Raw genomic sequence first — 26,659 nt, 5'->3', positions numbered from 1 at the left:
TCGACCCCTGCGCGTCCGGCCGCATGTGACGAGCTCCACGACGTAGCGTCGTAGTCGTCCGGCACAATGGAGGCCGTGGATATCTTCGATCTGAGCACGGTCGCGAAGCGGGTTCGATTCCTGGGCATTCTGGAAGCCATCACCTGGGTGTTCCTGTTGACCGGTTCGGTGCTCAAGCGACTGCCGGAACCGATCACCTGGCCCGTGATGGTCTTCGGCATGCTGCACGGACTCGTCTTCGTCCTGTACGCCATCAATTGCCTGCTCGCCTCGCGTGAGTTCGAATGGCCGGGCAAGACCACCGGACTGGCGCTGCTGTCCGCGGTCGTTCCGTTCTCCAGCCTGTTCTTCGAGCGCTGGGCCATCCGCACCGGTCAACTCGGCGAATTGAGTGAGGCCGCGGCCCCCGCCGCCGCCCGTTCGTGACAGACTGGAAATCGTGACTCGACCCGCACGACGCCCCTCAGCCGCCGCTGCCGCCGCTATGTCCGGCGCGGTGGACCTGTCCAGCTTGAAGCAGCAGCCGGTGACGGATGTGCCCGGCGACCATGCGGTCACCGAGGCCGATTTCGAGACCAAGGTGCTGCGCCGTTCCGCCCAGGTGCCGGTGGTGGTGGCGCTGTATTCGCAGCGCAGCCCGGGCAGTATCGAATTGGTGAAGCTGCTCGAGCAGTTGTCTCTCGACAATGGCGGCGAGTGGGAGCTGGCCACCATCGAGGCCGAGGCGAATATGCGGATCGCGCAGGCCTTCGGTGTGCAGGGCATTCCCACGGTGGTGGCGGTGGCCGCCGGTCAGCCGCTGGCGGACTTCACCGGTAATCAGCCCGAGGCGCAGGTGCGGCAGTGGTTGTCGGCCGTGGTGGACGCGGTGCGCGGCAAGCTGCCCGGTGTCGGTGCGGCCGAGGGTGAGGCGGAGATTCCGGAGGATCCGCGTTTCGTCGCGGCCGAGGAGGCTTTGGAGCGTGGCGATTTCGCCACCGCGGAGGCCGCGTACAAGGCCATCCTGAATGCCGAGCCCGCGAATGTTGAGGCCAAGGCGGCGCTGCGTCAGGTGCAGTTCATCGCGCGCGTGCAGGAGATCGATCCGGCGACGATCGCCAAGGCCGATGGCGATCCGGCGGATCTGGATGCCGCGCTGGCCGCATCGGATCTGGAGATGTTCAATCAGGAGCCGCAGGCGGCGTTCGATCGTTTGATCGCGTTGATCAAGCGCACCGCCGGTGATGATCGCACCCGGGTGCGCACGCATCTGCTGGAGTTGTTCGAGCTGTTCGACCCGGCGGAGCCGATCATTATCGCCGCGCGTCGTAAGCTGGCCGCCGCCCTGTACTGACATTGAATCGAAGGACTGCGCCCCTGTCACGAGTGTGTCAGGGGCGCAGTCGTTTTCACCGTGGTGCTGATTCCCCGGCTGTAGGGTCGCCGAGGATGCGCGCGACCTAGTTGGTGGTGGTCGGCGCGGTCTTGGTGCCGAGGCTGCCGGTCAGCGTCTCCAGCAGCTTCGGCAGCGCCGAGGTGGAGCCGGTGCCGGTCGGGTCCGGCTCGCCGACGGCGACCACGGGATCGGCGGAGGTCACGGGGACCTCAGCCGCGGCCACGCCCGCTCCGGTGCCGACGATGGCGGCCGCTGCGGCACCGATGAACATGGCAGTTCCGAGCTTCTTCATACAGATTCAGTCCTCTTCTACAGGTTTCGTTTATATGACGGCCGTCTCGCCAAGTGCACTACAGCGCAATGCAATTCGGCAGCCCGAAGAGTTCGGGGCATGGAGATGTGTAACGCGTTCCAAACGACCCCACTTCTCGGGGGTTGATCTTTTTCCGCGGATGTTCGTCAGGAGACGGCCGGTAGAAGTCGCGGGTGCGCGATCGCCCAAAAATTAGTAAGCTCGTGCGTATGAATTCACTGACGTACGACGCACTGCTCGCCGATGGGCCGGCCCTGATCGCCCTGGACGAACGCGCGGTGCGCACCAGCATCGATCTGGTCTCCCGGTTGACCGCCGCCGACCTGGACGCCCCCACCCCCTGTGCGGGCTGGAATCTCCGGGACCTCCTGGAACACTTGATCATTCAGCATTACGGCTTCGCCGCCGCCTCGCGTGGCGTGGATACCCTCGCGCTCTGGAAGCCGAGCCCGCTCAGCCCGGATCCGATCGCCGAATACCGCGCCGCCGCCACGCATGTGCTGTCGGCCTTCGCCCTGGACGGCGTACTGGAGCGGGACTTTCCGCTACCGGAGATCCGTGCGGGCATCGTCATTCCCGCACCGTTCGCGATCAGCTTCCACTTCGTGGACTATGTGGTGCACTCCTGGGATATGGCAAGGACTTTGGGGCTGCCCGTCGAGTTCGATGATGAGGTGATCGAGGCGGCGCTACTGGTCGCGCAGGCGGTGCCGGGCGGCGATATCCGCACTCAGCCGGGCGCGGCCTTCGCCCCCGAGGTGATCCTCCCGGATGGTTCAGGGCTCGATCGGGTGCTCGCGCTGCTGGGCCGCTCGCCGAGCTGGCCGCACTGATTCGCCGGGCAGCACCGCCGGAACCAGCCACAGTCCACTGCTGGGCGGCAGTGTGATGAGCGCGGAGGCCGGTCTACCGTGCCAACTCTCATCGGTGGCGGTGACCGCGCCCAGATTCCCGATGCCATTGCCGCCGTACGCGATCGCGTCGGTATTGAGCACCTCCCGCCATTCACCGGTGGCGGGCAATCCGATCCGATAATCGCGATGCTCGGATCCGGAGAAGTTGTAGACGCAGGCCAGAATCGATCCGTCCACCCCGTAGCGCAGGAAGGACAGCACATTGTTGTCGCGATCGTCGGCGTCGATCCAGGAATAGCCGCCGGGTGAGGTGTCCTGGCTCCACAGCGCGGGCGTCCCGGTGTAGCGCAGGTTCAGATCCCGTACCAGGGTGTGAATCCCTTGGTGCAGTGGGTTTTCCAGCTCGTACCAGTCCAGACCGCGGTCGTGGTCCCACTCGCGGAACTGTCCGAACTCCTGCCCCATGAACAGCAGCTGCTTGCCCGGGTGCGCCCACATGTAGGCGAGCAGGGCGCGCACCCCGCTGGCCTTGGTGAAGTCGTCGCCGGGCATACGCGTCCACAGTGTGCCCTTACCGTGCACGACCTCGTCGTGGCTGATGGGCAGGACATAGTTCTCACTCCAGGCGTAGGTGAGCGAGAAGGTGATCTCATTGTGGTGCCAGCTGCGATGCACCGGATCGTGGCCGAGATACCCGAGGGTGTCGTGCATCCAGCCCATATTCCATTTCATGGTGAAACCCAACCCGCCGACCTCGGTGGGGCGGGTGACGCCGGGCCAGGTGGTGGACTCCTCGGCAATGGTGACCACACCCGGATGATGCTTGTGCACGGTGGCGTTCATTTCCTGCAGGAACGCGACGGCCTCCAGATTCTCCCGGCCGCCATGGATATTGGGTTCCCAGTCGGGGCGGGAGTAGTCGAGGTAGAGCATGGAGGCGACCGCGTCCACGCGCAGGCCGTCGATGTGGAACTCCTCGATCCAGTACCGGGCGTTGGCGACCAGGAAATTCCGGACCTCGCGGCGGCCGAAGTCGAAAACGTAGGTGCCCCAGTCGAGTTGTTCACCGCGGCGGGGGTCCGGATGTTCGTAGAGTGCGGTGCCGTCGAAGCGCGCCAGCGCCCATTCGTCGCGCGGGAAGTGCGCGGGCACCCAGTCCAGCAGTACGCCGATTCCCTTGCGGTGCAGGTGGTCCACGAACCAGCGAAAGTCGTCCGGACTGCCGAAGCGGGCGGTCGGCGCATAGTAGGAGGTGACCTGATAGCCCCAGGATCCGCCGAAGGGATGTTCGGCGATGGGTAGTAGTTCGATATGTGTGAAGCCCTGTGCGGCAACGTATTCGGCGAGCTGTTCGGCGAGTTCGCGATAGCCGAGTCCCAGTCGCCAGGAGCCGAGGTGCACCTCGTAGACGCTCATGGGGGAGCGGGTGGGATCGTGTTCGTCGCGAGTGCGCAGCCACGCCCCGTCACCCCAGTCGTGTGCGGTCTCGGTGACGACGGAGGCTGTGGCAGGGGGGATCTCGGTCGCGAAGGCGAAGGGATCGGCGTGATCGACAGTGCGCCCGTCGGCCCCGTGCACCCGATACTTGTACTTGGCCCCCGCGCCGATTCCGGGCAGGAACACCTCCCACACGCCGGAGTCGCCGAGCCGCCGCATGGGCGCGGTATTACCACTCCAGCCGTCGAAATCGCCGATGACGGCCACTCCGCGTGCGTTCGGAGCCCAGACCGCGAACGCCGTACCGGTCACCTCCCCGTCGAGGGTGGTGTACCGCCGCGGATGCGCGCCCAGTACATCCCACAGCCTTTCGTGCCGTCCCTCGCCGAGCAGATGCAGATCGAGTTCGCCGAGCGTGGGCAGGAATCGATATCCGTCGGCATCGACGACGGTCCGCCCGCCCGGATAGGAGGTGACGATCCGGTAGTCCCACAGCTCCGGAAACGGCACCGTCCCTTCGAATATCCCGTGTCCGGCGTGTTCGAGCGGGTGATCGTCCCCGCCGATGCGCGCGTGTACGGTCTCCGCATGCGGTCGCAGTACCCGGATGACGGTTCCGTCCGGATGCGGGTGCGCGCCGAGCACGGTGTGCGGATCGGGGTGCGTGCCCGCGGCGAGCAGCAGCAGATCACGCCGGTGCATCAGAATGTGCTCCGATAGGAGAGTTCGGCGCGGGCGGCGGCGGGTACGGGCGGCAGGACGAGAATGTGCGCGACCGCGCGGGCGGGGTCCAAGCGCACGTAATTGCTCTGCCCCCAGTGGTATTCCTCCCCGCTGATCTCGTCGTAGACCACCGGCCGGTCATGCCATTCGCGGCCGATGGCGGGCAGATCGAGCGAGACATGGCCCTGTTCGGGGCCGTACGGGTTGAGATTGACCACCACCAGTACGGCATCCCCGGTGGTGGGGTCGACCTTCGAAAAGGCAAGCAGCGCATCGGTGTCGGTGTGATGGAAGTGAATGCAGCGCAGCTGTTGCAGCGCCGGATGGGTGCGCCTGATCTCATTGAGCCTGGTGATCCAGGGCTCGAGCGATTCCCCGCGCGCTGCGGCTTCGGCGTACGGGCGGGGCCGCAGCTCGTACTTCTCGGAGTTGAGGTACTCCTCGCTACCGGGTTGTGCCGCTTGATGTTCGAAGAGTTCGAAGCCGGAGTACACGCCCCAGGTGGGGCCGAGAGTGGCGGCGAGTACGGCTCGAATGGCGAACATGCCCGGTCCGCCGTGCTGCAGTGTCTCGTGCAGGATATCGGGGGTGTTCACGAACAGGTTGGGCCGCGCCTCATCGGCCTTGGCCGCCAATTCCCTGCCGAACTCCTCGAATTCGTGTTTGAACACCCGCCAGGTGAAGTACGTGTACGACTGGGTGAAGCCGCGCCGCGCGAGGCCGTAGAGGCGGGCGGGCCGGGTGAACGCCTCGGAGAGAAAGATGATCTCCGGATGCTCGCGATGCACCTGCGCGATCAGCCACTCCCAGAAGTCGGCGGGTTTGGTGTGCGGATTGTCGACGCGGAAGATGGTGACGCCCAGCGAGATCCAGTGCCGCACCACCCGCAGCACCTCGGCGTAGAGCCCGTCCGGATCATTGTCGAAATTGACGGGGTAGATGTCCTGGTACTTCTTCGGCGGGTTCTCCGCGAAGGCGATGGTGCCGTCCGGCAGGGTGGTGAACCATTCCGGATGCGCGGCCACCCAGGGATGGTCGGGTGCGCACTGCAGCGCCAGATCCAGGGCCACCTCCATCCCCAATTCCCGTGCGGTCTCCACGAATTCGGTGAAGTCGGCCTCGGTGCCCAAGGCCGGGTGGATGGCGTCGTGCCCGCCGTCGGCCGAGCCGATGGCCCACGGTGAACCCACATCACCGGGTTCGGCGGTGAGGGAGTTGTTGCGCCCCTTGCGATTCACCGTGCCGATCGGATGGATCGGCGGCAGGTACACCACCTCGAAGCCCATGGCGGCGATGCGCGGCAGATCCTTGGCGGCGGTGACGAAGGTGCCGTGCACGGGTTTACCGTCGGCATCCCGGCCACCGCTGGAGCGCGGGAAGAATTCGTACCACGCGCCGTACAGCGCCCGCTGCCGCTCGACCAGTACGGAGAACTGCGGACCCTGTGTCACCAGCTCGCGAAGCGGTGTGGCGCGCAGGATTTCGCCGACCTCGGCACTGAAGGCCGGACCCACTCGCGCGGGCAGTTGGGCGTCCCCGCGCAGTGCCGTCGCCGCCGCGCGCAGTACTTCCCACTGCTTCTTGGGTACGGCCTGCGCGGCCCGATCCAGCAGCCGGGCGCCGATCTCCAGATCATTGGCCAGGTCGATCGCGCTCTGCCCGACCGAGAGTTTCGCCTCCACCGCGGAGCGCCAGGTGGCGAGCGGATCACTCCACCCTTCGATCCGATACGTCCACAGCCCCGGCTTCCCAGGCGTGAAGGTGGCGTTGAAGACGTCCGGCTGATAATCCGGCGACATGCGAATCCGCTGGGTGCGCGAGGACCCGGGCGCTTTCACCGCGAGCGTGGCGGCGACGGCGTCATGCCCTTCGCGCCACACCACGGCGCGCACCGGGAAGACCTCTCCGACGACGGCCTTGGCGGGCCGACCGCCGGGTATCGCGGGGGCGGTGTCATCGATGGCGATGCGGCCGGTCACCCGTCCGAACTTACCGGTTCCCCCCGCGCACCCGCGTCCCGCCGTGTGCGTTCCCGCGCACTATTTCGCGGCCCGCGCATCGAATGCGATGCGATTTCGTGCGCGCCGCGCGAACTTGTACGCGGCGACGGGGTTACTGCTGGCCGGGCTTGAGCATGAGGAACAGTCCGTGCGCCTCACAGCAGAGCCGGTCGCCGTCGTGCAGGGTGGCGCGCACGAAGACCTTGCGGCCCTCCACGCGCTCGACCCACCCGTGCAGCTGCAGTTCGGTGTCGAGCGGGGTGATGGATCGGTAATCGACATGCAGGAACGCGGTGCGGGTGACCGCGCGGGTGTGCACTGCCGCGGTCATGCCGAGCAGATCGTCGAAGCCGAGCGCGATATGCCCGCCGTGCGCCGCGCCGTTACCGCCGAGATGGAAGGTGCGGAACGTGATTCGCGCGTGCACACCCTCGGCGTTCGCCTGATCCACCTCGAACGGCGGCAGCGTGATATTGCCGCGGGAGGGCAGGTCGGTGCGGTGCCAGCTGGGCGCGGACCACTCGTCGGTGACCACTTCGTCGAGCCGCTCATTGAGCTTCTTCAACTCCGCGATGGCCTCGAGGGCGATCTCATCGGTCGGACTGGCCAACCGGACCCGGTCCATCAGACCGCGCACCTGCTCGATGAACTCCCCGTAGTGCGGTCCACCCTTGGTGTTGTCCCGGCCGAGTTCGGCGATCGGTCGGAACCCGCCCTCATGATGCTCCTGGGACGGAAGTGCCTCGACCTGCTGCTCGCTCATGAGAACACGTTATCGGTTGCCGCCGGAATGCTCGTGCGCGGGTTGTGCGTGATACATACCCATCAAGGTTCGAGGCCCGCCCCATTTCTGGACTGAGTGGAGCGGGGGAGCGAAGCGGAGGAGCGGAGGGAGGGAAGAAATGGGGCTCAGGGGGCCGCGAACCCGCCGCAGCGAAGCGGAGGCAGAATAAACACCGTGAAGGCATTGCGTCGTTTCACCGTCCGCGCCCATCTGCCCGAGCGGCTCTCCGCGCTGACCGAGTTGGCGACCAATCTGCGCTGGTCCTGGCATGGGCCGACGCAGGATGTGTTCGCCGAGCTCGATCCCGCCCTGTGGGTGGAGGTCGGGCGTGATCCGGTGCGCATGCTGGGGGAGGTGCCCGCCGAGCGGCTCGATCAGGTCGCGGTGGACGAGGCGTATACCCGGCGGGTGGATGCCGCCGCCGCGGATCTGGCCGACTATCTGGCCCGCCCGCGCTGGTTCCAGCGGCAGGAGCAGGGGCCGCGCGGGATCGCCTACTTCTCGATGGAGTTCGGCGTCACCGAGGTCCTGCCGAATTATTCGGGTGGGCTGGGGATTCTGGCGGGCGACCATTTGAAGGCCGCCTCGGATCTGGGGCTGCCGCTCATCGGTGTCGGCCTGCTGTACCGGTCCGGATACTTCCGGCAGTCGCTCACCGCCGATGGCTGGCAGTCCGAGCACTATCCGGCACTGGATCCGCAGGGCCTGCCGTTGCGACTGCTCACCGATGGTGGTGCGCCGGTGCTGATCCATGTCGCCATGCCCGAGGGCCGGGTGTTGCGGGCGCGGGTGTGGATCGCCCAGGTCGGCCGAATTCCGCTGCTGCTCTTGGACTCCGATATCGCCGAGAACGATCCGGAGCTGCGCGCGGTCACCGACCGGCTGTACGGCGGCGATCAGGATCACCGCATCAAACAGGAGATTCTGGCCGGGATCGGCGGGGTGCGCGCGGTGCGCGCCTACACCCGCGCGCACGGCCTGCCCGATCCCGATGTGTTCCATATGAACGAAGGCCACGCGGGTTTCCTCGGTATCGAGCGTATTCGCGAATTCATGGTCGGCGGAATGGATTTCGACGCCGCGCTGACCGCGGTGCGGGCCGGCACCGTCTTCACCACGCACACCCCCGTGCCCGCCGGTATCGACCGCTTCGCGAGCGCGCTGGTGCGGCGCTACTTCGGTGGCGCGCACGGTGAGCGGGAATCGCTTGTGCTGCCCGGTGTTTCGGTGGATCGCATTCTGGCCATGGGCCGCGAGGCCGATCCCTCGGTCTTCAATATGGCGCACCTCGGGCTGCGACTGGCCCAGCGCGCCAATGGCGTATCCGCACTGCACGGCGAGGTCAGCCGCGAGATGTTCGCCCCGCTCTGGCCGGGATTCGATGCGTCCGAGGTGCCGATCGGGTCGGTCACCAATGGCGTGCACGCACCCACCTGGGCGGCACGTGAATGGATCGACAAGGCCCGCGAACTCATCGGCGATGAGCTGGTGGAGGAGGCGCGCGGCTGGGAGCGGCTCTGCGATGTGGATCTGCGCGAACTGTGGTCCACGCGAAATGCCTTGCGCGGCATCCTCGTCGACGAGGTGCGTCGCCGGGTGCACGCCTCCTGGCTGGAGCGGGGCGCGGCCCCGGCCGAACTCGGCTGGGTCGACGAGGTCTTCGATCCGCGGGTGCTGACCGTCGGTTTCGCCCGCCGCGTGCCCACCTACAAGCGCCTGACCCTGATGCTGCGCGATCCGGAACGCCTGCGCGCGTTGCTGCTCGATCCCGAACGTCCGGTGCAGCTGGTGGTCGCGGGTAAATCGCATCCGGCCGATGACGGCGGTAAGGCGCTCATCCAGCAGGTGGTGCGGTTCGCCGATGATCCGGAGGTCCGGCACCGCATCGTCTTCCTGCCCAACTACGACATGTCCATGGCCCGGTACCTGTACTGGGGTTGCGATGTGTGGCTGAACAATCCGCTGCGGCCGCTGGAGGCCTGCGGCACCTCGGGGATGAAGTCCGCGCTCAACGGCGGCCTGAACCTGTCCATCCGCGACGGCTGGTGGGATGAGATGTACGACGGCGAGAACGGCTGGGCCATTCCCACCGCCGACGGCGTGCGCGATGACCATCGGCGCGATGATCTGGAAGCCTCCGCGCTGTACGAACTGCTGGAACGCGCTGTGCTGCCCCGCTTCTACGACCGCGATCACGATGATCTGCCGGTGCGCTGGATGGAGATGGTGCGGCACACCCTGCAAACCCTGGGGCCGAAAGTGCTGGCCTCGCGCATGGTCCGGGACTACGCGGTCGACTACTACGCGCCCGCCGCCTCGGCCTTCGCCGCAGTCGCACAGAACGATTTCAAGGGTGCGCGGGATCTGTCCGAATACCGCCGTCGTATCGAATCCGCTTGGCCCACGGTCAAAGTCGTCCAGGTGGACAGCTCCGGTCTGCCGGACACCCCGGTCATCGGCGCGAATCTGGCGCTGCGCGCCCGCCTCGATCTGGGCGGCCTGAGTCCGGCCGATGTCAGCGTGCAGGCGGTGCTCGGCCGGGTCTCCACCGCGGACGACCTCTCGGACGTGCATGCCGTCACCATGACGCATGCCGGAACCGACTCGGGCACAGCGGTTTTCACCGTGGAGACGCCCGTGCCGATCTCGGGTGCGGTCGGTTACACCATTCGCGTGCTGCCGAGTCACCCGTTGCTCGCCTCGGCCGCGGAGTTCGGTCTGGTCGCGACTCCGAGTCCCTAACCCGGTTGTCCCAGTGTGCGTTTGAGGATCTTCCCGGTCGCGTTGCGGGGCAGCGCGTCCAGGAAGGTCACATCCCGGGGTACCGAGAAGCGGCTCACCCGATGCCGGATGTAATTGCGCACCATCTCCGAGTCCAGCCCGGATCCGGGGCGTTTGACCACGAAAGCCGCCAGCCGCTGGCCGAATTCGTGATCCGGTACACCGACCACGGCCACCTCGCTCACCTGCGGCAGATGTGAGAGCGCCTCCTCGACCGAGCGCGGGAAGACGTTCTCCCCGCCGGAGATGATCATCTCGTCATCGCGTCCGGCGACGAAGAGCTTGCCGGAGGCGTCGAGATAACCCACATCGCCGGTATCGAGCATGCCGTGCGCCTCCGCGGGCGGGGTGGCATCGGTATAGCCGTCGAAGAGCATGTGATTGCCGACGAAGATCCGCCCGGTCGCGCCGACCGGCAGAATCCGCTGATCCGGTCCCAGCACACCGATTCTGGTGCCCAGCGGCGGTCGTCCGGCGGTGGTGGGGGAGATCCGCAGATCGGCCGGATCGGCGATGCTGGCCCAGGACACCTCGGTGGAGCCGTACACGTTGTAGAGGATGTCGCCGAAGGTGTCCAGGAATTTCAGGACGGTCGCCCCGGCCAGCGGAGCACCGCAGCTGGCAACGACTTTCAGGCTGGACAGGTCGTAGCGCGCCCGCACATGGGTCGGCAGATCGAGAATGCGGTTCACCATGACCGGCACCACGATCAGCGCGGTCACCTTGTGTTCGGCGATGCGGCGCAGGCAATCCTCGGCATCGAACCGATCATTGAGCACGATGGTGGCGCGAATCGCCGTCGAGATCTGCAGCGCCGCCAGCCCCCAGGTGTGGAACAGCGGTGACGGAATCAGCATGGTCTCGTTGACGCCGAACGGGATTCGCGACAGCAGTGCCGCCACCGTCCCGAAGCCCTTGGGATGCGGTCGGCGCGCGCCCTTGGGTGTTCCACTGGTTCCGGAGGTGAGCACGATCAGCCGCCCCGGGCGCGCGGGTTTCTTGGCCGTCAGCTCCCGCATGGCGATGAGGTCTTCGATGGTGGTGTGCCCGGTCGCGGTCGGTTGATCATCGGTGGTGAAGCGCGGCAGATCCGCCGGGAGGTACCGGACCAGATGCTCGAATTCACCGTCCACGAACAGCGCCGCGAGTTCGTGCCGGTGCACGATCTCCTCGATCTGCCGGGTGGGCAGTCCGGTATTGAGCAGTACCGCGTCCGCCCCCGCCTTGCCCGCGGCCACCATGGCCTCGACCATGCCGGTGTGATTGCGGCACAGCAGGCCCACGGCGGTGCCCGGACCGAAGCCGAGCGCGCTCATGGCTCCCGCCAGTGCGTTACTGCGCGTGTGCAATTGGTCGAAGGTGCTGGAGAAGCGGTCATCCACCACCGCGAGCCGATCGGGTGAGTGCGCCGCGGCGGCCGCGTAGCCGCCCGCCAGGCTGAATCCCCATTTGGCCAGGCTGCCAAGCTGTTTCAGCCCGATATCGGGCCGGTAGGTGCGTACCACCCCGGAGGTCACCATCTGCCTGGCCACGCTGGCCTGGAGTTTCATCGGCGAGTCCTCGCCATTGATGATGACCGCGGTCGGCGCACCGGTGATCATCTCGGCCGCCCGCTTCAGCCCGGCCACCGTCCAGGCCACGGCCGCCGAGTTCGGCAGCTGCGCGACCATCGGATGCACAAGTGCCGCTTTGAAATACGTGACCGAGACCCGGGTCTTGTCGCCGCTCTCGCGCAGTCGGATGGCGGCGAAGCTGCCGGTGCCCGCGCAGTGCAGCTCCAGGCTCTCGTATTCGCGTCCGATCCGCAGTTGGACCGTCAGCGAACGTACTTCGATTCCCGCGCCGCCGACACGCAGATTCAAGGTGGGGAATTCGTCGGCCGCGTCGCGTTCTTCGCAGGCGCCGATGCCACGGAAGAGCCGGGGGTAGGACTGGGGTTCGACAAGCACATCCCAGAGTGATTGGCGGCTGATCGCCAGTTCGGCGATCGCATCGATGACATCGGTAACCACGCGTGTGCAATTCTCGTCGGCCGGTTCGAATCCTCCACCCCCGGATTACGTATTTGTAACGTCCCAGACAGTAGTGCGCAAGGTTTTCCAATTACCGGTGAGTAATAAGTTTATTTGCGCGGTAATTGCGCAAGTGTGGATATGAATCCGAGAGTGAGGCAGGTACGGTAGCTCACGATTCGCCGGGTCGGATGAACTCCCGGCGAACGGGACAAGTACGGTGCCCAGGGCACCCTTCTGACCTCCCGCCGACTGGAGACCACACTCATGAGCACCGACGTCCTGTCGCGCACCAAGGGACGCGTCGACGCGTACTTCGGCATCAGCCAGCACGGTTCCACCGTCAAACGCGAGCTCATGGCCGGAACGATCACGTTCCTGGCCATGTCCTATGTGCTGGCGGTCAATCCGGCCATCCTCGGCGACCACGGCGTACTCGGCGACAAGGGCATGCCGACGCAGGCGGTCTTCACCGCCACCGCCGTCGCCGCTGTGGTCGGCACGCTGGTGATGGGCATCTGGGCCAAGTATCCGGTGGCGCTCGCGCCCGGTATGGGGCTCAATGCCTTCTTCGCCTACACGGTCATCCTCAATATGGGTATCCCGTGGCAGGAGGCGCTCTCGGGCACCTTGCTCTCGGGCATCATCTTCTTCGTCCTGGCCGTCACCAAGGTGCGCGAGAAGATCATCGACGCCATCCCGCTGCAGATGAAGCTGGCGGTCGGCGCGGGCATCGGAATGTTCGTGGCCTTCCTGGGCCTGAAGAACGCGGGCATCGTGGTCGCCAGTGACGCGACCTTCGTGCACCTGGGCGACTTCCACAAGGGCACAACGCTGCTCGCGCTGTTCGGCCTGCTGGTGACGGTCATCTTCCTGGTGCTGGGCTGGCACGGTGCGGTGCTGTACGGCATTCTCTCGACCACGATCCTGGGCATCGTCTGCGGTCTGGTGGAGCTGCCGAACTCGTTCGCGGCGCTGCCGCACGGCCTGGACAAGACCTTCGGCCAGGCGGTCATCCATCTGCCGGACGCCTTCACCGGACAGATGATCATCGTGGTGCTCACCATGCTGTTCGTCGACTTCTTCGACGCTTCCGGCACGTTGATCGGTGTGGCCAATCAGGCCGGGCTGCTCACCAAGGAGGGCAAGCTCGAGCGGGCCGGACAGGCCCTGGCGGCCGACTCGGTCGGTACCGCGGCGGGCGCGATCATCGGAACCTCCACCACCACCGCGTATGTCGAGTCCACGGCGGGTGTCTCGGCGGGTGGTCGCACCGGTTTGACCGCGGTCTCCACGGCGGGCTGGTTCCTGCTCGCCATGTTCCTGTTCCCGCTCTTCGCGGTGGTCGCGGATGTGCCCTCGGTGACGGCGCCCGCGCTCATCGTGGTCGGTGTGCTCATGTCCCGGGCGCTCGGCGATATCGACTGGAGCCGTTTGGAATACGCGGTTCCGGCGTTCATCACCGTGATCATGATGCCGCTGACCTACTCGATCGCGAACGGTATCGCCATGGGGCTGCTGTTCTACCCGGTCGTCATGGTGGCCAAGAAGCGCGCCCGCGAAGTGCACCCGGTGATGTGGGTGCTGATGCTGGTCTTCCTGTCGTACTTCTGGTTCCTGGCCGAATAGGGCCGGAGAGGTTTCGGGTCCCCGCGCCGCGTGCAGGGCTTGGCGCGGGGACTATGACACATCCGATGTGGGAATTGGGGGGTCACCGGAGCATCGCAAGCCAATTTACTTCTGTTCGGAAGTATGGACCACCCCTGTGAGGGTTCTCACACGGGTGTTTTGTTCTGCGAAACACTTTGGGTCAAACGCTCCAAAGCCTTTGTCACCACCTGCGGATCGGACGTTTCCCAATAGGGCGGTAGTGACGCGCGCAAATATCCGCCATATCTGGCGGTCGCGAGACGCGAATCCAGAATAGCGATTACACCGCGATCATCCACACTGCGCAGCAGTCGGCCCGTGCCCTGCGCCAACAACAGCGCCGCGTGATTCGCGGCCACCGCGAGAAATCCATTACCGCCCCGCGATTCCACCGCGCGCTGACGCGCTATGAGCAGCGGATCATCCGGGCGCGGGAACGGAATCCGGTCCAGGATCACCAGACTCAGCGACGGGCCCGGCACATCCACGCCCTGCCACAGCGAAAGGGTGCCGAAGAGTGAGGTTTCCGGATCCTCCGCGAATTTCTTCACGAGTGCGCCGGTGGCGTCATCGCCCTGGCACAGCACGGGGGTATCCAGGCGTTCACGCAGAATTTCGGTGGCGGCCTTGGCCGCTCGCATGGAGGAGAACAGCCCGAGGGTGCGGCCATTGGCCGCGATGATCAGCCGTTCGATCTCATCGAGATAGGCGGTGGGCAGACCGTCACGGCCGGGAGCTGGCAAATGCTTTGCCACATAAAGGATTCCGGATTTCGCGTGATCGAACGGCGAACCCACATCGACCGAATTCCAGCGCATCTTGGCATCATCGGCCGGAGCCTCGATACCGCTCGCCAGCGCCGGATCGACCTTGGCCGAGGACTTCGGCGGCAGCCCCCAGGTGACCGCCAGATTGTCGAAGGAGCCACCGACCTGAAGCGTCGCCGAGGTCAAAACCACCGTGGCGGTGGCGAAGAGGCGACTGCGCAGCAGTCCGCCCACCGACAGCGGAGCCATATGCAGAGTGCGGCGCGGGACACCGCGCATCTCGTCCACCGCCAGCCAGATGACATCGCGGTGCGCCGCCGGATCGGGCTCCTCGTAGGTGGTGAGCACGCGCACCGCGGCATCGTGCACCTCCTCGATGGCGGCCACGGCCTGATTGCGGGCGGCCGCGCCCTCGGGATCGGCCTGCGCGTTGTTCACCGCGCCCTGCGGGGCCAGCGCGGTGCGCGCATTCCAGGCGGCATCGCGGATGAGCGCCAAAACCGGTGCGGCGCCGTCGGGTAGGCGATCCCAGCGGCCGGGGGCGAGTTCGTCGAGCAGGGTGTGCCAGGCCTCGGCCGCGCCCTCGAGCCGGTCCACCTCCTGCTCGTCGATGAGTTTGGTGCAGCGCTTGGCGGCGGCGCTGATCGAGGCCGTCGAAAGCTCCGCCGTGGCGACGCCGGTGACCCGGTCGACGAGTTCGTGCGCCTCGTCGATGACGACCACATCGTGCTCGGGCAGCACCTGGATCCCGCTGATGGCGTCGATGGCCAGCAGTGCGTGATTGGTGACCACCACATCCGCGGCCCCGGACTCGGCACGGGCCTTCTCCGCGAAGCAGTCCTGACCGAACGGGCAGCGCGACTTGCCAAGGCACTCACGCGAACTCACGCTCACCTGCCGCCAGGCGCGATCGCTCACCCCCGGGGTCAACTCGTCACGATCCCCGGTCTCGGTATCGGAGACCCATTCGTGCAGTCGCTGTACCTCGCGCCCGAGCCGGGAAATGGCGAAGGCGTCGAACAACTCCGCCTCGGCGGGCTCATCCGGAATAGCGCTATTGATCTTGTTCAGGCACAGATAGTTGTTGCGCCCCTTGAGAATCGCGAACTGCGCCACCCGCCCCAGCGGCTCCGCCAGCGCCTGGCTCAAACGCGGCAGATCCCGGTCCACCAGCTGCCGCTGCAATGCGATCGTCGCCGTCGACACCACCACGGTCCGCCCGGTCCGCACCGCATGCCGCAGACTCGGCACCAGATAGGCCAGCGACTTACCCGTACCCGTCCCCGCCTGCACGGCGAGATGTTCGCCGGTATCGATCGAATGCGCCACGGCCGCGGACATGGTCTGCTGCCCCTTGCGCTCCTTACCCCCGAGGGCCTGGACTGCGGTGGCCAACAGCTTCGGTACGGGAGGGAGTTCAGGCACGACGGCCAGGTTACTGCCCCTCGCCGACAACCCGCGCGCAAACCTCGGTGGGCCCACCGCCCAGGGGCCTGCCCCGCCGCCCGGGACGGTCGCGTCGCGTGGCGGGGATGCTCGCGTCGCGTTCGGGGGCGGATGGTCGCGCCGCATCATCCCGGCGTGCTTGTGGCCGGGATCCACGGTGGCAGATCCCGCTCGCATTCAGCCATCAGCGCGTGGGAACCGCAGGTGAAGCGGCTCAGCTCTCCATGGTTCCCGCGAGTTCGACGCCCGATGCGCGGAGTTTGTCGAGGGCGGTTTCCAAAGTGGCGGGGGACACGGCGGCGGTGAGGCCGAGCAGAACGCGGGTCTCGAAGCCGGCGGCGCGGGCGTCCATGGCGGTGGCGCGGACGCAGTGATCGGTGGCTATGCCGCAGACATCGACGGCGTCGATGGCGTGGGCGCGCAGCCACTCGGCGAGGGTGGTGGAGCCGTCGGAGGCGGTGCCTTCGAAGCCGGAGTAGGCGGCGGTGTACGCGCCCTTGGAGAAGACCTCCTGGATCGGCGACGTGTCGAGTCCCGGGTGGAAGTCCGCGCCGGGCGTGCCGACTCGGCAGTGCGGCGGCCAGGTGTCGACGTAGTCCGGGTTCTCGGAGAAGTGCGCACCCGGATCGATGTGGAAGTCGCGGGTGGCGACCACCGCGGTGTAGTCGGAGACGCCGAGGTATTCGGTAATGCGCTCGGCCACCGCCGCACCGCCCGCGACAGCGAGCGAACCGCCTTCGCAGAAATCGTTCTGTACGTCGACGACGATCAGGGCTCGGCTCATGATGACCTCCCGGGCGGCCGGGGCGAACCGTGCCGGTTCGCGCTCGTATCGCATTGTGCCGCCCGACCTGCCGAGGCCGCCATCCGGCGGAGCCGGCCCCCGACTTGCGGGGCTCGGCGCGCGGGTTCGGTCGGCGTTCGGCTACTGACCTGCGGCGTGGCATGTCACCCGGAGTGACGAGGGCGGGTGACGACTTTCACGCCTGCAGGTCAGTGGCTGATGAAGGTGGTGGGAATGGCGGGCTCGCCGGCGGAGAGCTTGAGACCCTCCCAGGGCAGGCTGATCAATCCCTGTGCGACGAGTGCGCGGCTCTCCTGCAGGGTCGGCTGATCGTCCAGTACCTTGCCGCCGCGCACCAGAGCGACTTGCAGATCCCGAACCTGATAGCCGTTCGGTTCGGGCCGGGTGCCCGTAGCCGGGTAGACGATCTCCTCCACGAGGGTGCCGGTGGAGCGGGACAGGCGCACGGCTTTCTTGGTGCCGCCGCGAGATTCCTTGTGGGAGCTGCGTTTCGCCACCGGGACGCCCTCGACCTCGACCAGTTTGTAGACCATTCCGGCGGTCGGCGCGCCGGATCCGGTGACCAGGGAGGTGCCCACGCCGTAGACGTCCACGGGTTCGGCGCGCAGTGCGGCGATCGCGTATTCGTCCAGATCTCCCGACACCACAATGCGGGTGCGGGTGGCGCCGAGCGCGTCGAGCTGTTTGCGGACCTGCCCCGCCAGCACCCCGAGATCACCGGAATCGATTCGCACACCGCCCAATTCGGTTCCGGCCACTTCGATGGCGGTGGCCACGCCGCGGGTGATGTCGAAGGTGTCCACCAGCAGGGTGGTGCCCACGCCCAGCGCGGCGATCTGGCTGCGGAAGGCGTCGGCCTCGTGTTCGCCGTCGGATCCGCTGTGCAGCAAGGTGAATGCGTGCGCACTGGTGCCCGCGCCCGGAACACCGAAGCTACGCACGGCTTCCAGGTTGGAGGTGGCGTCCAGTCCCGCCAGGTACGCGGCGCGCGAGGCCGACGGTGCGGCGAGCTCATGTGTTCGGCGCGAACCCATTTCGATCATGCGACGCCCGGCGGCGGCGCTCACCATGCGCGCGGCCGCCGCGGCGATCGCGCTGTCGTGGTTGTAGATCGAGAGTGCGAGAGTCTCCAGCAGTACGCATTCGGCGAAGGTGCCGCGCACGGTGAGGATGGGGGAGCCGGGGAAGTAGAGCTCACCCTCGCGATATCCGTCGATATCCCCGCTGAACCGATAGTCGCGCAGCCACGCCACGGTGTCCGCGTCCAGGAATCCGCCGACGATCGCGAGTTCGGGCTCCCCGAAACGGAATTCGCGCAGCGCGTCGAGCAGCCGCCCGGTCCCGGCCACCACGCCGTACCTGCGCCCATGCGGCAACCTGCGGGCGAACACCTCGAAGCTGCACTGCCGCTGCCCCGATCCGTCGGCCAGCGCCGCGGCGAGCATGGTCAACTCGTACTGGTCGGTGAGCAGCGCGGTGCTTTCGACCCCGTCAACGATCGTCACGCTCACACTGTAAGTCGAGAGCCCGAGAAGAGGCTCCACCACCATGTTCGCGGCCCGTCTCGGTTCTGGACCGAGTGGAGCGGGGGAGCGAAGCGGAGGGAGGGAAGAACCGAGACTCCCGGGGCCGCGAACCCCGCCCGTAGCGAAGCGGAGGGCGAAATAAACAGAGCCGAGTCGTACCCTGGACGTTATGGGTCTGTGCACAGAAGATGCTGTCCGGATTGCCGCCGGTCCGGTCGGCGTGAATGGGACGGTATCGGCGGCACGGGTGGTACTGGGGGCCTCGCAGGCCATGCCGGAGGCGATCGAATACACCGAGATCCTGGAGGCGGAGGACCGCCCGTGGGTAACGGTCGTTTGGGACGATCCGGTCAACCTCATGCATTACGTGACCTACATCTTCCAAAAGCTCTTCGGCTATAGCAAAGCCAAGGCAACCGAGCTCATGCTGCAGGTCCACAACGAGGGCAGGGCCGCCGTGTCGTCGGGATCCCGCGACAAGATGGAACACGACGTGCAACGCCTGCACGCGGCCGGACTATGGGCGACCATGCAGCGTGACCAGTGACCCGGGCGACTACGGTGAACCCGTGCGGAAGTGGAGCAGAAAGAACTCCCTGGGCGGGCTGAAACTCCGTTCGGAAATGGACGCCCACGAGGCGGAGGTACTGCGCTCGCTGGTGGGCGCGGTGACCGGACTACTCACCGACCGAGCCCGGTCGGCCCCCGAGGACGATCTGGCCGCGCTCACCGGGTTACAGCCGGGCAACACCACCCCGCCCGATGATCCACGACTCGCGCGACTGCTGCCCGATTTCCATCGCAGCGAGCCCGGCTCCCCGGACGCCGATCGCGCCGATCTCAACAGCGCCCTGCGCGGCCTGCACGAACCCGACATCATCGAGACCAAGGTCGCCGCCGGACTGGTGATCCTGGAGACCCTCCCGCCGCAGGGCGGCAAGATCGTGCTCACCCCCGAGCAGGCCGATCACTGGCTCAACGCCCTCAACGATGTGCGCCTGGCACTGGGCACGGCCCTGGATATCAATGCCGATACGCCCGACCATCTGGACGAGGACGATCCGCGCGCCCCCAGCCTGGACGTCTACCACTGGCTCACCTGGATGCAGGATTCGCTGCTGCAAGCACTCATGCCCTAGCCGCCCGGATTACCCTCGCCCTCGGAGGTGCGTGCCGTGAACAATATTGCGGGACCGAACAATTCGATCACCGATGTGGCGGGCGTGCTGGTCGGGCACCATCACGAGATCGACCCGACGGCCACCCTCGGCTCCGGCGCGGCCACCGGCTGCACCGTCGTCCGCGTCCCCGGCGGCGCGACCGCCTCGGTGGATGTGCGCGGCGGCGGACCCGGCACCCGCGAGACCGATCTGCTCGATCCCGGCAATACCGTGCGCCAGGTGAATGCCGTATTGCTCACCGGCGGAAGCGCTTACGGCCTCGCCGCCGCCGACGGCGTGATGCGCTGGCTGGAGGAGCACCAAGAGGGCATCCCGATGGATCCGGCCGATCCCGGTCGGGTGGTGCCGATCGTGCCCGGTGCGGTGATCTTCGATCTTCCGGTGGGCGCGTGGAACATTCGCCCCACCACCGATTTCGGCTTCCTCGCCGCAGAGGCCGCCGCGCCCGAATTCGCCCGTGGCTCAGTGGGTGCCGGTGCCGGAGCGCGGGCGGGCTCCATCAAAGGCGGCGTCGGCACGGCCTCGGTGCGCTTCACCGACGGTCCCGCCGCCGGAATCACGGTGGGCGCGTTGATAGTCGCCAACCCCGTCGGCTCGGTCTTCGACCCGCGCACCGGATTGCCCTGGGGCGCGGGCACCGACGGCCCGGAACATTTCGGCCTGCACCCCGCCGATCCCGAGCGCCTGGCCGCCGCGAACGCCCTCCCCGTGAAGGGCACGGTCCTGAACACGACCATCGGCGTGATCGCCACCGACGCGGCCCTGGACCCATCGGCCTGCCGTCGCATGGCAACCACCGCGCACGACGGTCTGGCCCGAGCCATCCGCCCGGCCCACTCACCCCTCGATGGCGACACCCTCTTCGCCTTGGCCACCGGTACCGCGAACCCGGCCCCGACCTTCCCGCTGCCCCCGGCCTTCCCCGCCGACCTGCTCCTGCTCGACCAACTCTGCACCGCCGCCGCGGTCTGTGTGGAGCGCGCCATAGTCGACGCCATCCTCTCGGCTACCTCGCTGGCCGAAATCCCTTCCTATGCGGAGTTGTTCGGAGTCTGATCTTGGTGTCGAGCTCGAAGCGCGCCCGGGCAGCCGGGGGTGTGATCTCGGCCGCCGGGAATAGGTGAATATTCTGACCTGTTGACGACAGCGTTTCGACCGTCCGCATTCCTGCGCCGCGTCGAGCGGTGAGCGGAAGGATTCGAACTGTGCTGGTGATCAGGGCCGATCTGGTGGAGGCAATGGTCGCGCACGCGCGCGCCGATCATCCGGACGAGGCGTGCGGCATCATCGCCGGTCCCGAGGGTTCCGATCGCCCCGAACGCTTCGTCGCCATGGTGAATGCCGAGCGCTCACCCACCTTCTACCGCTTCGACTCCGGTGAACAGCTGCGCGTCTGGCGCGAAATGGACGATGCCGACGAGGAGCCGGTGGTGGTCTACCACTCGCACACCGCGACCGAGGCGTACCCGAGCCGCACCGATATCTCGTACGCGTCCGAGCCCAACGCGCACTACGTGCTGATCTCCACCCGAGATGCCGAACAGCACGAATTGCGCAGCTACCGCATCCTCGAGGGTGTGGTCACCGAGGAGCCGATCGAGATCGTGCCCGCCTACTCCGGCGCTGTGTCGGACCCCGAATCCGCCGACGCCTGAACAACTTCCGCCGGAAACCCAAGGAGCCCCAATGCCGGTCACCGTCTCCATCCCCACCATCATGCGCACCCTCACCGGTGGTGAGAAGCGCGTCCAAGCCGAGGGCGCGACCCTGGCCGCGATCATCGACGACCTGGACGCCAACCACACCGGTCTCAAGGACAAGCTCCTCAAGGACGGCAAGCTCAACCGTTACGTGAATATCTACGTCGATGACGAGGATGTGCGCTTCTCCGGTGGACTCGAGGCCGAGGTGCCCGAGGGCGGCACCGTCACCATTCTTCCGGCGGTCGCAGGCGGCGCATCGGACACCGTCGGCGGCGTCCGCTAGATGGCCCGCTATGAGTCGCTGATCGCGACACTCGGCAACACCCCGCTGGTTGGCTTGAAGAATCTTTCCCCGCAGTGGGACGGCGACAATCACATTCGCCTGTGGGCCAAGCTCGAGGACCGCAATCCGACCGGTTCCATCAAGGACCGGCCCGCGCTGCGCATGATCGAGCAGGCCGAGGCCGACGGCAAACTCACCCCCGGCTGCACCATTCTCGAGCCCACCAGCGGCAATACCGGCATCTCGCTGGCTATGGCCGCGAAACTGAAGGGCTATCAACTGGTCTGCGTCATGCCGGAGAACACCTCGGTGGAGCGGCGGCAGCTGCTCACCATGTTCGGTGCGCGGATTATCGACTCGCCCGCCGCGGGCGGCTCCAATCAGGCTGTGGCCCTGGCCAAACAGATCGCCGCCGAGAATCCGGACTGGGTCATGCTCTACCAGTACGGCAATCCCGCCAACGCCCTCGCGCACTACGAGACCACCGGCCCGGAGATCCTCGCCGACCTCCCCGAGATCACCCATTTCGTCGCGGGCCTCGGCACCACGGGCACCCTCATGGGTACGGGTCGCTTCCTGCGCGAAAAGGTCCCGTCCATCGATATCGTCGCCGCCGAGCCCCGCTACGGCGAACTCGTCTACGGCCTGCGCAATATCGACGAGGGCTTCATTCCCGAGCTCTACGACGCGTCCGTGCTGACCTCCCGCTTCTCGGTGGGCCCCTACGACGCCGTCCGCCGCACCCGCGAATTGGTCCTGGAAGAGGGCATTTTCGCCGGTATCTCCACCGGCGCGATCCTGCACGCCGCGCTCGGGGTGGCGAAGAAGGCCCAAAAGGCAGGTCGGACCGCCGACATCGCCTTCGTGGTGGCCGACGGCGGCTGGAAATACCTCTCCACCGGCGCGTACGACGGCACTCTCGAGGAAGCCGAAGATCGCCTCGACGGCCAACTCTGGGCGTAACCAGAGTCTCCTGATCACTCGGCCACCTCATCGCCGGTCAGTGCGGAAGGGGCGGCGGTACGCTCGACGGCAGGGCTTGCCTAGGAGGAACCGGCTATGAGCGGCAGCGGCGGCGTGGGTGCGTCATTCGATCCCGATCGGATCGCCCGACTACGCGGGCAGGTGACCAACCCGGGGGTCGCGGCGCAGGGCGGAAGTGTGCTGAAGCTGCTGTGGCAGCGGGCGATCGCGATCATTCTCGCGTTTACGGCTCTGCTCTACGGGGTAGAGGGTGTCGACTCGGTCACCGATCACAGCCTGGACGCCGCGGGCGGTGTGAAGCCCCGTCAGGCCGACGGTTTGGACGGCATTCTCTTCGGTCCTGTGCTGCACGCCAATTGGGAGCATTTGATCGGTAATACCGTCCCGGTATTGGTCCTCGGGCTGCTGACCCTGCTCACCGGCATCGGCCGCGGGCTCGCGGCGACCGCCATCATCTGGGTGATCGGCGAGTCCGGCACCTGGTTGACGGGCCAATCGCACTCCGTGCACATCGGCGCGTCGGTGTTGGTTTTCGGCTGGCTCACCTATCTGATCTCGCGCGGGATCTTCGCCCGCAATGTGTTGCAGATCGCCATTGGCCTGGTGGTGGGGTTGCTGTATGGGTCGATTCTGTGGGGCGTACTGCCTGGCCAGCCCGGAATCTCTTGGCAAGGACATCTTTTCGGGGCGGTGGGTGGCTTGGTTGCGGGATGGGTACTCTCAGCGGATGAACGTCGTCATCGTCGCGGGGCCAGTGTCGGCCGTCTCGTGGCGTAGGGGTGACGGTGAACCCGGCCGGCGATTTGGGGGATCCCTCCTTGACTGAGACAGCAGCGTGGCAGCATGGGGGAATGCGCCTCACCGTGATCGGGTGCTCGGGCAGTGTGTCCGGCCCGGATTCCCCGGCGTCGGGATATCTGCTCACCGGCCCGGATATGACTCCCACCGTGATCGATTTCGGCCCCGGCGTTCTCGGTGCGCTGCAGCGCTATCTGGATCCGGGTGAGGTGGATATCTTCCTCACGCATCTACATGCCGATCACTGCCTGGATCTGCCGGGTCTGCTGGTGTGGCGGCGCTACCATCCGAATCCGCCGACCGGTAAGGCCATCGTCTACGGCCCGTCCGACACCTCGCTGCGGATCGGCAACGCCTCCGCCGAGATCGGCGGCGAGACCGACGACTGGTCCGATGTGATCGATATGCGGCAGTGGGCGGTGGGCGAGCCGATTCCGTTCGGTCCCGGCCATACCGTCGAGGCGCGGCGCATGTTTCACCCGCCGGAGTCCTACGGTCTGCGCATCAATACCGCCGCGGGCAAGACCTTCGTCTACACCGGCGACACGGCCATCTGCCCCGAGGTCTACGACCTGGCCCGCGGCGCGGATGTGCTGCTCGCCGAGGCGTCCTGGACGCACGATCCGGCGAATCGTCCCCCGGGTATCCATCTCTCGGGCACCGAGGCGGGCATGATCGCCGCCGAGGCGGGCGTCGGTGAACTGCTGCTCACCCATATTCCGCCGTGGACCTCCCGCGAGGATGTGATCGCCGAGGCGAAGGCCGTCTTCAGCGGTCCGGTGCACGCGGTTTCCCCCGGCGAGGTCTTCGAAATCTGAGTCCGCCCCGCACGTTAGGCTGAGGCCCGTGTCTAAACGAGCCGATGGCAGGGCGGATGACGAACTCCGCGAGGTAAGGATCACCCGTGGGTTCACCACGCATCCGGCGGGATCGGTGCTGGTCGAGTTCGGCGGGACCCGGGTCATGTGTACAGCGAGCGTCACCGACGGGGTGCCGCCGTGGCGGCGCGACTCCGGATTGGGCTGGCTGACGGCCGAATACGCCATGCTGCCCGCCGCCACCCACACCCGGTCGGGGCGTGAGTCGGTGAAGGGCAAGGTCGGCGGTCGCACCCAGGAGATCTCCCGGCTGATCGGGCGCTCACTGCGCGCCTGCATCGACCTCTCGACCATCGGCGAGAACACCATCGCGGTGGACTGTGATGTGCTGCAGGCCGACGGCGGCACCCGCACCGCGGCCATTACCGGAGCGTATGTGGCGCTTTCGGATGCCATCACCTACCTGGGCGCGGCCGGACAGCTGACCGATCCGCAGCCCATCTCCTGTGCCATCGCCGCGGTGAGCGTCGGCGTGGTGGATGGCCGGGTGCGGCTGGATCTTCCCTACGAGGAGGATTCGCGCGCCGAGGTCGATATGAATGTGGTCGCCACCGATACCGGCACCCTGGTCGAGATCCAGGGCACCGGTGAGGGCGCGACCTTCCCGCGCTCCACCCTGGACAAGCTGCTCGACTCCGCGCTCGCGGGTTGTGAGCAGATCTTCCAGGTGCAGAAGGAGGCGCTCGCCCTGCCGTACCCGGGCGTGCTCCCGGAGCCGTCCGAGGGGAAGAAGAAGTCCTGATGTCCCGCCGCGTCCTGGTCGCCAGCCGAAATGCCAAGAAGCTGAACGAATTACGCCGCATTCTCGATGAGGCCGGAATCGCGGGCGTCGAGATCGTCGGGCTGAACGACGTGCCCGAGTACGAGGAGGCGCCCGAAACCGGTGCGACCTTCGAGGAGAACGCCCTCGCCAAGGCGCGTGACGGCTTCGCCGCCACCGGATTGCCCTGCGTCGCAGACGATTCCGGTATCGCGGTGGACGCGCTCAACGGAATGCCCGGAGTGCTCTCGGCGCGCTGGTCCGGTGTGCACGGTGCCGATGAGGCCAACAACACACTGCTGCTGGCCCAGCTCGGCGATGTTCCGGACGAGCGTCGCGGTGGCAGCTTCGTCTCCGCGTGCGCGCTGGTCGCGGACGGTGTCGAAGAGGTCGTGCGTGGTGAGTGGCCGGGCGTCATCGCCCGAAAGCCGGTGGGCGACGGCGGTTTCGGCTACGACCCGCTGTTCATCCCGGCGGGCGGCACCGTCTCGGCGGCCCAGCTCACCCCCGCCGAAAAGGATGCCGCCTCACACCGCGGCCGCGCCCTGCGTCAGTTGCTCCCGGCCCTGAAGGCCCTGGCCGCCAACTGAATTCGTCGATCAAGCAAACGCGCTCCCGTCCGCATGGACGGGAGCGCGTTTGCTTGTGAGGTGGAGACGGAGTCTCCCGTTGGAGCTCAGAGCCCGAAGGTGGTCTTCACTTCCTTGGTGCGCAGGTGCTCGAAGACGAAGGACAGGAACGGAATCGTGCCCGCCAGGCAGGTCAGCGCCGTGGTGACCGGCTTCCACCGCGCCTTGATGCCCAGGTCGATGGTCATCACCAGGTACAGCATGTAGAAGATGCCGTGCACCTGACCGACGTAGAACAGCCAATGCGGTGCGGTACTGCTGTCATCGAGCAGCAGGTACTTGTAGATCACCTCACCGGTGAGCACGAGCAGCCAGAGGCCGGTGATCCAGGCCAGAATCCGGTACCGCAGCAGTGCGCCGCGGATCTTCTCGGGAGCGGCCGCGCCGAGCGGTCGGGGCGCGAGGGTGGCCTCACCGGTCGCGACGGGGGCCTGGGAGTTGTCGCGCGCGGTCACCCGGCGCTCCTTTCGGGGTGGTTGCGCAGCCCGGCGTCCTGAATCTGCTGATCCAGATCGCTGGCGTGCAGATCGGCCAGGTACCTGTTGTATTCGGCGGTCTGCGGATCGTCCTCGGCGACCGCTCTGGGCCGCTCGGGCAGCAATCCGGCCGGAATCTCACGCGGCGCGACCGGTTTCGGCCGCTTGGGCCGGGGCGCGGATGCGCTCCGGGTGGCGGGTGCTCCCTCGGTGGCCGAGGTTTCCGACTCAGCCTCCCGAGCATCCTTCTCCAGCCGCACGAATCGGAGGTACGCCCAGACCACGAAGCCCGCGAAGAGCGGCCACTGCAAGGCGTATCCGAGATTCTGACCCGTACCGCTGCCGGATTCGTACCGCCCCCACTGCCACCACCCGAGGCCCAGGCAGGCCACGAACGCCACGACCACGAACACGATCAGGGCCGGACGGCGGTGGGGAGCAGCGGACACGCTCCCCACGGTACCTGCCTACTACGGCCCACGTAGTAGGCAGGT

At 66.9% G+C, this 26,659-nt stretch carries 25 protein-coding genes; 15 read left to right on the top strand and 10 right to left on the bottom strand.

Annotated features, from left to right (window positions below; translation table 11 throughout):
- Positions 1-75 precede the first annotated feature (75 nt).
- Together OHB26_RS05045 and OHB26_RS05040 are read left to right on the top strand one after the other, a co-directional pair.
- Positions 76-426, top strand: coding sequence for a DUF3817 domain-containing protein (locus tag OHB26_RS05045; protein WP_330183071.1), 351 nt, complete (start codon positions 76-78; stop codon positions 424-426).
- Positions 427-484: 58 nt separating this feature from the next.
- Entirely contained in the window at positions 485-1,333 is an 849-nt protein-coding gene (locus OHB26_RS05040) for a tetratricopeptide repeat protein (RefSeq protein WP_330185500.1), read from the top strand.
- Positions 1,334-1,439: 106 nt separating this feature from the next.
- Here OHB26_RS05040 and OHB26_RS05035 read toward each other — a convergent pair whose 3' ends face one another.
- Complete coding sequence (locus OHB26_RS05035) at positions 1,440-1,667, bottom strand: hypothetical protein (RefSeq protein WP_330183070.1); 228 nt, start codon at positions 1,665-1,667, stop codon at positions 1,440-1,442.
- Positions 1,668-1,897: 230 nt separating this feature from the next.
- Here OHB26_RS05035 and OHB26_RS05030 point away from each other — a divergent pair, with 230 nt between their 5' ends.
- Complete coding sequence (locus OHB26_RS05030) at positions 1,898-2,521, top strand: TIGR03086 family metal-binding protein (protein WP_330183069.1); 624 nt, start codon at positions 1,898-1,900, stop codon at positions 2,519-2,521.
- On the opposite strand, the gene glgB is transcribed toward OHB26_RS05030, so the two are convergent.
- From glgB to OHB26_RS05015, 3 genes are all read right to left on the bottom strand, one after another.
- The gene (gene glgB, locus OHB26_RS05025; RefSeq protein WP_330183068.1) at positions 2,465-4,681 is read right to left on the bottom strand and encodes a 1,4-alpha-glucan branching protein GlgB; all 2,217 of its coding nucleotides are present in this window, start codon (positions 4,679-4,681) and stop codon (positions 2,465-2,467) included. The two genes, OHB26_RS05030 and glgB, sit on opposite strands and share 57 nt — an antisense overlap.
- The gene (locus OHB26_RS05020; RefSeq protein ID WP_330183067.1) at positions 4,681-6,681 is read right to left on the bottom strand and encodes an alpha-1,4-glucan--maltose-1-phosphate maltosyltransferase; all 2,001 of its coding nucleotides are present in this window, start codon (positions 6,679-6,681) and stop codon (positions 4,681-4,683) included. Before OHB26_RS05020 ends, glgB begins: the two co-directional genes overlap by 1 nt.
- Positions 6,682-6,814: 133 nt before the next feature.
- Positions 6,815-7,465 carry a PaaI family thioesterase gene (locus OHB26_RS05015; RefSeq protein ID WP_330183066.1) on the bottom strand — a complete coding sequence of 217 codons (651 nt, stop codon included), beginning with the start codon at positions 7,463-7,465 and terminating at the stop codon, positions 6,815-6,817.
- A gap of 195 nt (positions 7,466-7,660) precedes the next feature.
- On the opposite strand from OHB26_RS05015, the gene glgP reads away from it, so the two are divergent.
- Positions 7,661-10,228, top strand: coding sequence for an alpha-glucan family phosphorylase (gene glgP, locus OHB26_RS05010; protein ID WP_330183065.1), 2,568 nt, complete (start codon positions 7,661-7,663; stop codon positions 10,226-10,228).
- Here the strand turns inward: glgP and OHB26_RS05005 are convergent.
- On the bottom strand, positions 10,225-12,279 hold the full coding sequence (locus tag OHB26_RS05005; protein WP_330183064.1) for an AMP-binding protein: 2,055 nt from the start codon (positions 12,277-12,279) through the stop codon (positions 10,225-10,227). The genes glgP and OHB26_RS05005 overlap by 4 nt on opposite strands.
- 267 nt (positions 12,280-12,546) lie before the next feature.
- Between OHB26_RS05005 and OHB26_RS05000 the strand changes: the two genes are divergently transcribed.
- Positions 12,547-13,908 (top strand): NCS2 family permease, encoded by a 1,362-nt coding sequence (locus OHB26_RS05000; protein WP_330183063.1) that lies wholly within the window; start codon positions 12,547-12,549, stop codon positions 13,906-13,908.
- A 146-nt stretch (positions 13,909-14,054) separates the two neighbouring features.
- Here OHB26_RS05000 and OHB26_RS04995 read toward each other — a convergent pair whose 3' ends face one another.
- The 3 genes from OHB26_RS04995 to OHB26_RS04985 form a co-directional block, all read right to left on the bottom strand.
- A complete protein-coding gene (locus tag OHB26_RS04995) occupies positions 14,055-16,121 on the bottom strand; it encodes an ATP-dependent DNA helicase (RefSeq protein WP_330183062.1) in 2,067 nt (688 codons plus the stop codon).
- Between the two features lie 235 nt (positions 16,122-16,356).
- Entirely contained in the window at positions 16,357-16,926 is a 570-nt protein-coding gene (locus tag OHB26_RS04990) for a nicotinamidase (protein ID WP_330183061.1), read from the bottom strand.
- A gap of 209 nt (positions 16,927-17,135) precedes the next feature.
- Positions 17,136-18,497 carry a nicotinate phosphoribosyltransferase gene (locus tag OHB26_RS04985; protein ID WP_442942856.1) on the bottom strand — a complete coding sequence of 454 codons (1,362 nt, stop codon included), beginning with the start codon at positions 18,495-18,497 and terminating at the stop codon, positions 17,136-17,138.
- A 145-nt stretch (positions 18,498-18,642) separates the two neighbouring features.
- Between OHB26_RS04985 and clpS the strand changes: the two genes are divergently transcribed.
- The 10 genes from clpS (at position 18,643) to OHB26_RS04935 (ending at position 25,650) form a co-directional block, all read left to right on the top strand.
- Positions 18,643-19,020, top strand: coding sequence for an ATP-dependent Clp protease adapter ClpS (gene clpS, locus OHB26_RS04980; RefSeq protein ID WP_442942855.1), 378 nt, complete (start codon positions 18,643-18,645; stop codon positions 19,018-19,020).
- A 22-nt stretch (positions 19,021-19,042) separates the two neighbouring features.
- Positions 19,043-19,612 (top strand): oxidative stress transcriptional regulator AosR, encoded by a 570-nt coding sequence (aosR, locus tag OHB26_RS04975; RefSeq protein ID WP_067574202.1) that lies wholly within the window; start codon positions 19,043-19,045, stop codon positions 19,610-19,612.
- A gap of 36 nt (positions 19,613-19,648) precedes the next feature.
- Positions 19,649-20,710 (top strand): P1 family peptidase, encoded by a 1,062-nt coding sequence (locus OHB26_RS04970; protein ID WP_330183059.1) that lies wholly within the window; start codon positions 19,649-19,651, stop codon positions 20,708-20,710.
- Between the two features lie 149 nt (positions 20,711-20,859).
- Entirely contained in the window at positions 20,860-21,309 is a 450-nt protein-coding gene (locus tag OHB26_RS04965; RefSeq protein WP_330183058.1) for a M67 family metallopeptidase, read from the top strand.
- 31 nt (positions 21,310-21,340) lie between these two features.
- Positions 21,341-21,640 carry a MoaD/ThiS family protein gene (locus OHB26_RS04960; protein ID WP_330183057.1) on the top strand — a complete coding sequence of 100 codons (300 nt, stop codon included), beginning with the start codon at positions 21,341-21,343 and terminating at the stop codon, positions 21,638-21,640.
- Positions 21,641-22,603: a cysteine synthase gene (locus tag OHB26_RS04955; protein WP_330183056.1), complete on the top strand. Its 963-nt coding sequence runs from the start codon at positions 21,641-21,643 to the stop codon at positions 22,601-22,603. It begins immediately after the preceding gene.
- Positions 22,604-22,699: 96 nt separating this feature from the next.
- A complete protein-coding gene (locus tag OHB26_RS04950) occupies positions 22,700-23,401 on the top strand; it encodes a rhomboid family intramembrane serine protease (protein ID WP_330183055.1) in 702 nt (233 codons plus the stop codon).
- A 74-nt stretch (positions 23,402-23,475) separates the two neighbouring features.
- Positions 23,476-24,240, top strand: a complete 765-nt coding sequence (locus OHB26_RS04945) for a cyclic nucleotide-degrading phosphodiesterase (protein WP_330185498.1) — start codon at positions 23,476-23,478, stop codon at positions 24,238-24,240.
- A 28-nt stretch (positions 24,241-24,268) separates the two neighbouring features.
- A complete protein-coding gene (rph, locus tag OHB26_RS04940; protein ID WP_067574167.1) occupies positions 24,269-25,042 on the top strand; it encodes a ribonuclease PH in 774 nt (257 codons plus the stop codon).
- Complete coding sequence (locus OHB26_RS04935; RefSeq protein WP_330183054.1) at positions 25,042-25,650, top strand: non-canonical purine NTP pyrophosphatase; 609 nt, start codon at positions 25,042-25,044, stop codon at positions 25,648-25,650. The genes rph and OHB26_RS04935 overlap by 1 nt, the downstream gene beginning before the upstream one ends.
- 86 nt (positions 25,651-25,736) lie before the next feature.
- On the opposite strand, the gene OHB26_RS04930 is transcribed toward OHB26_RS04935, so the two are convergent.
- Together OHB26_RS04930 and OHB26_RS04925 are read right to left on the bottom strand one after the other, a co-directional pair.
- The gene (locus OHB26_RS04930; RefSeq protein WP_330183053.1) at positions 25,737-26,144 is read right to left on the bottom strand and encodes a DUF3817 domain-containing protein; all 408 of its coding nucleotides are present in this window, start codon (positions 26,142-26,144) and stop codon (positions 25,737-25,739) included.
- Complete coding sequence (locus tag OHB26_RS04925; RefSeq protein ID WP_330183052.1) at positions 26,141-26,614, bottom strand: transcriptional regulator; 474 nt, start codon at positions 26,612-26,614, stop codon at positions 26,141-26,143. The genes OHB26_RS04930 and OHB26_RS04925 overlap by 4 nt, the downstream gene beginning before the upstream one ends.
- Positions 26,615-26,659 lie beyond the last annotated feature (45 nt).

Origin of the sequence: Nocardia sp. NBC_01503, from assembly GCF_036327755.1 — a bacterium.
Lineage (GTDB): Bacteria > Actinomycetota > Actinomycetes > Mycobacteriales > Mycobacteriaceae > Nocardia.
The sequence above is the reverse complement of the archived record's forward strand: the minus strand, read 5'-3'. Positions and strand labels throughout refer to the sequence as shown.

Coding starts and splice junctions, on each gene's coding strand:
- OHB26_RS05030 (WP_330183069.1), top strand. CDS start 1,898: ATGAATTCACTGACGTACGACGCACTGCTCGCCGATGGGCCGGCCCTG.
- OHB26_RS04985 (WP_442942856.1), bottom strand. CDS start 18,497: ATGGTGGTGGAGCCTCTTCTCGGGCTCTCGACTTACAGTGTGAGCGTG.
- OHB26_RS05000 (WP_330183063.1), top strand. CDS start 12,547: ATGAGCACCGACGTCCTGTCGCGCACCAAGGGACGCGTCGACGCGTAC.
- OHB26_RS04950 (WP_330183055.1), top strand. CDS start 22,700: ATGAGCGGCAGCGGCGGCGTGGGTGCGTCATTCGATCCCGATCGGATC.
- OHB26_RS04955 (WP_330183056.1), top strand. CDS start 21,641: ATGGCCCGCTATGAGTCGCTGATCGCGACACTCGGCAACACCCCGCTG.
- OHB26_RS04945 (WP_330185498.1), top strand. CDS start 23,476: ATGCGCCTCACCGTGATCGGGTGCTCGGGCAGTGTGTCCGGCCCGGAT.
- OHB26_RS05040 (WP_330185500.1), top strand. CDS start 485: ATGTCCGGCGCGGTGGACCTGTCCAGCTTGAAGCAGCAGCCGGTGACG.
- OHB26_RS04990 (WP_330183061.1), bottom strand. CDS start 16,926: ATGAGCCGAGCCCTGATCGTCGTCGACGTACAGAACGATTTCTGCGAA.
- clpS (WP_442942855.1), top strand. CDS start 18,643: ATGGGTCTGTGCACAGAAGATGCTGTCCGGATTGCCGCCGGTCCGGTC.
- OHB26_RS04960 (WP_330183057.1), top strand. CDS start 21,341: ATGCCGGTCACCGTCTCCATCCCCACCATCATGCGCACCCTCACCGGT.
- OHB26_RS04935 (WP_330183054.1), top strand. CDS start 25,042: ATGTCCCGCCGCGTCCTGGTCGCCAGCCGAAATGCCAAGAAGCTGAAC.
- OHB26_RS05015 (WP_330183066.1), bottom strand. CDS start 7,465: ATGAGCGAGCAGCAGGTCGAGGCACTTCCGTCCCAGGAGCATCATGAG.
- glgB (WP_330183068.1), bottom strand. CDS start 4,681: ATGCACCGGCGTGATCTGCTGCTGCTCGCCGCGGGCACGCACCCCGAT.
- OHB26_RS05035 (WP_330183070.1), bottom strand. CDS start 1,667: ATGAAGAAGCTCGGAACTGCCATGTTCATCGGTGCCGCAGCGGCCGCC.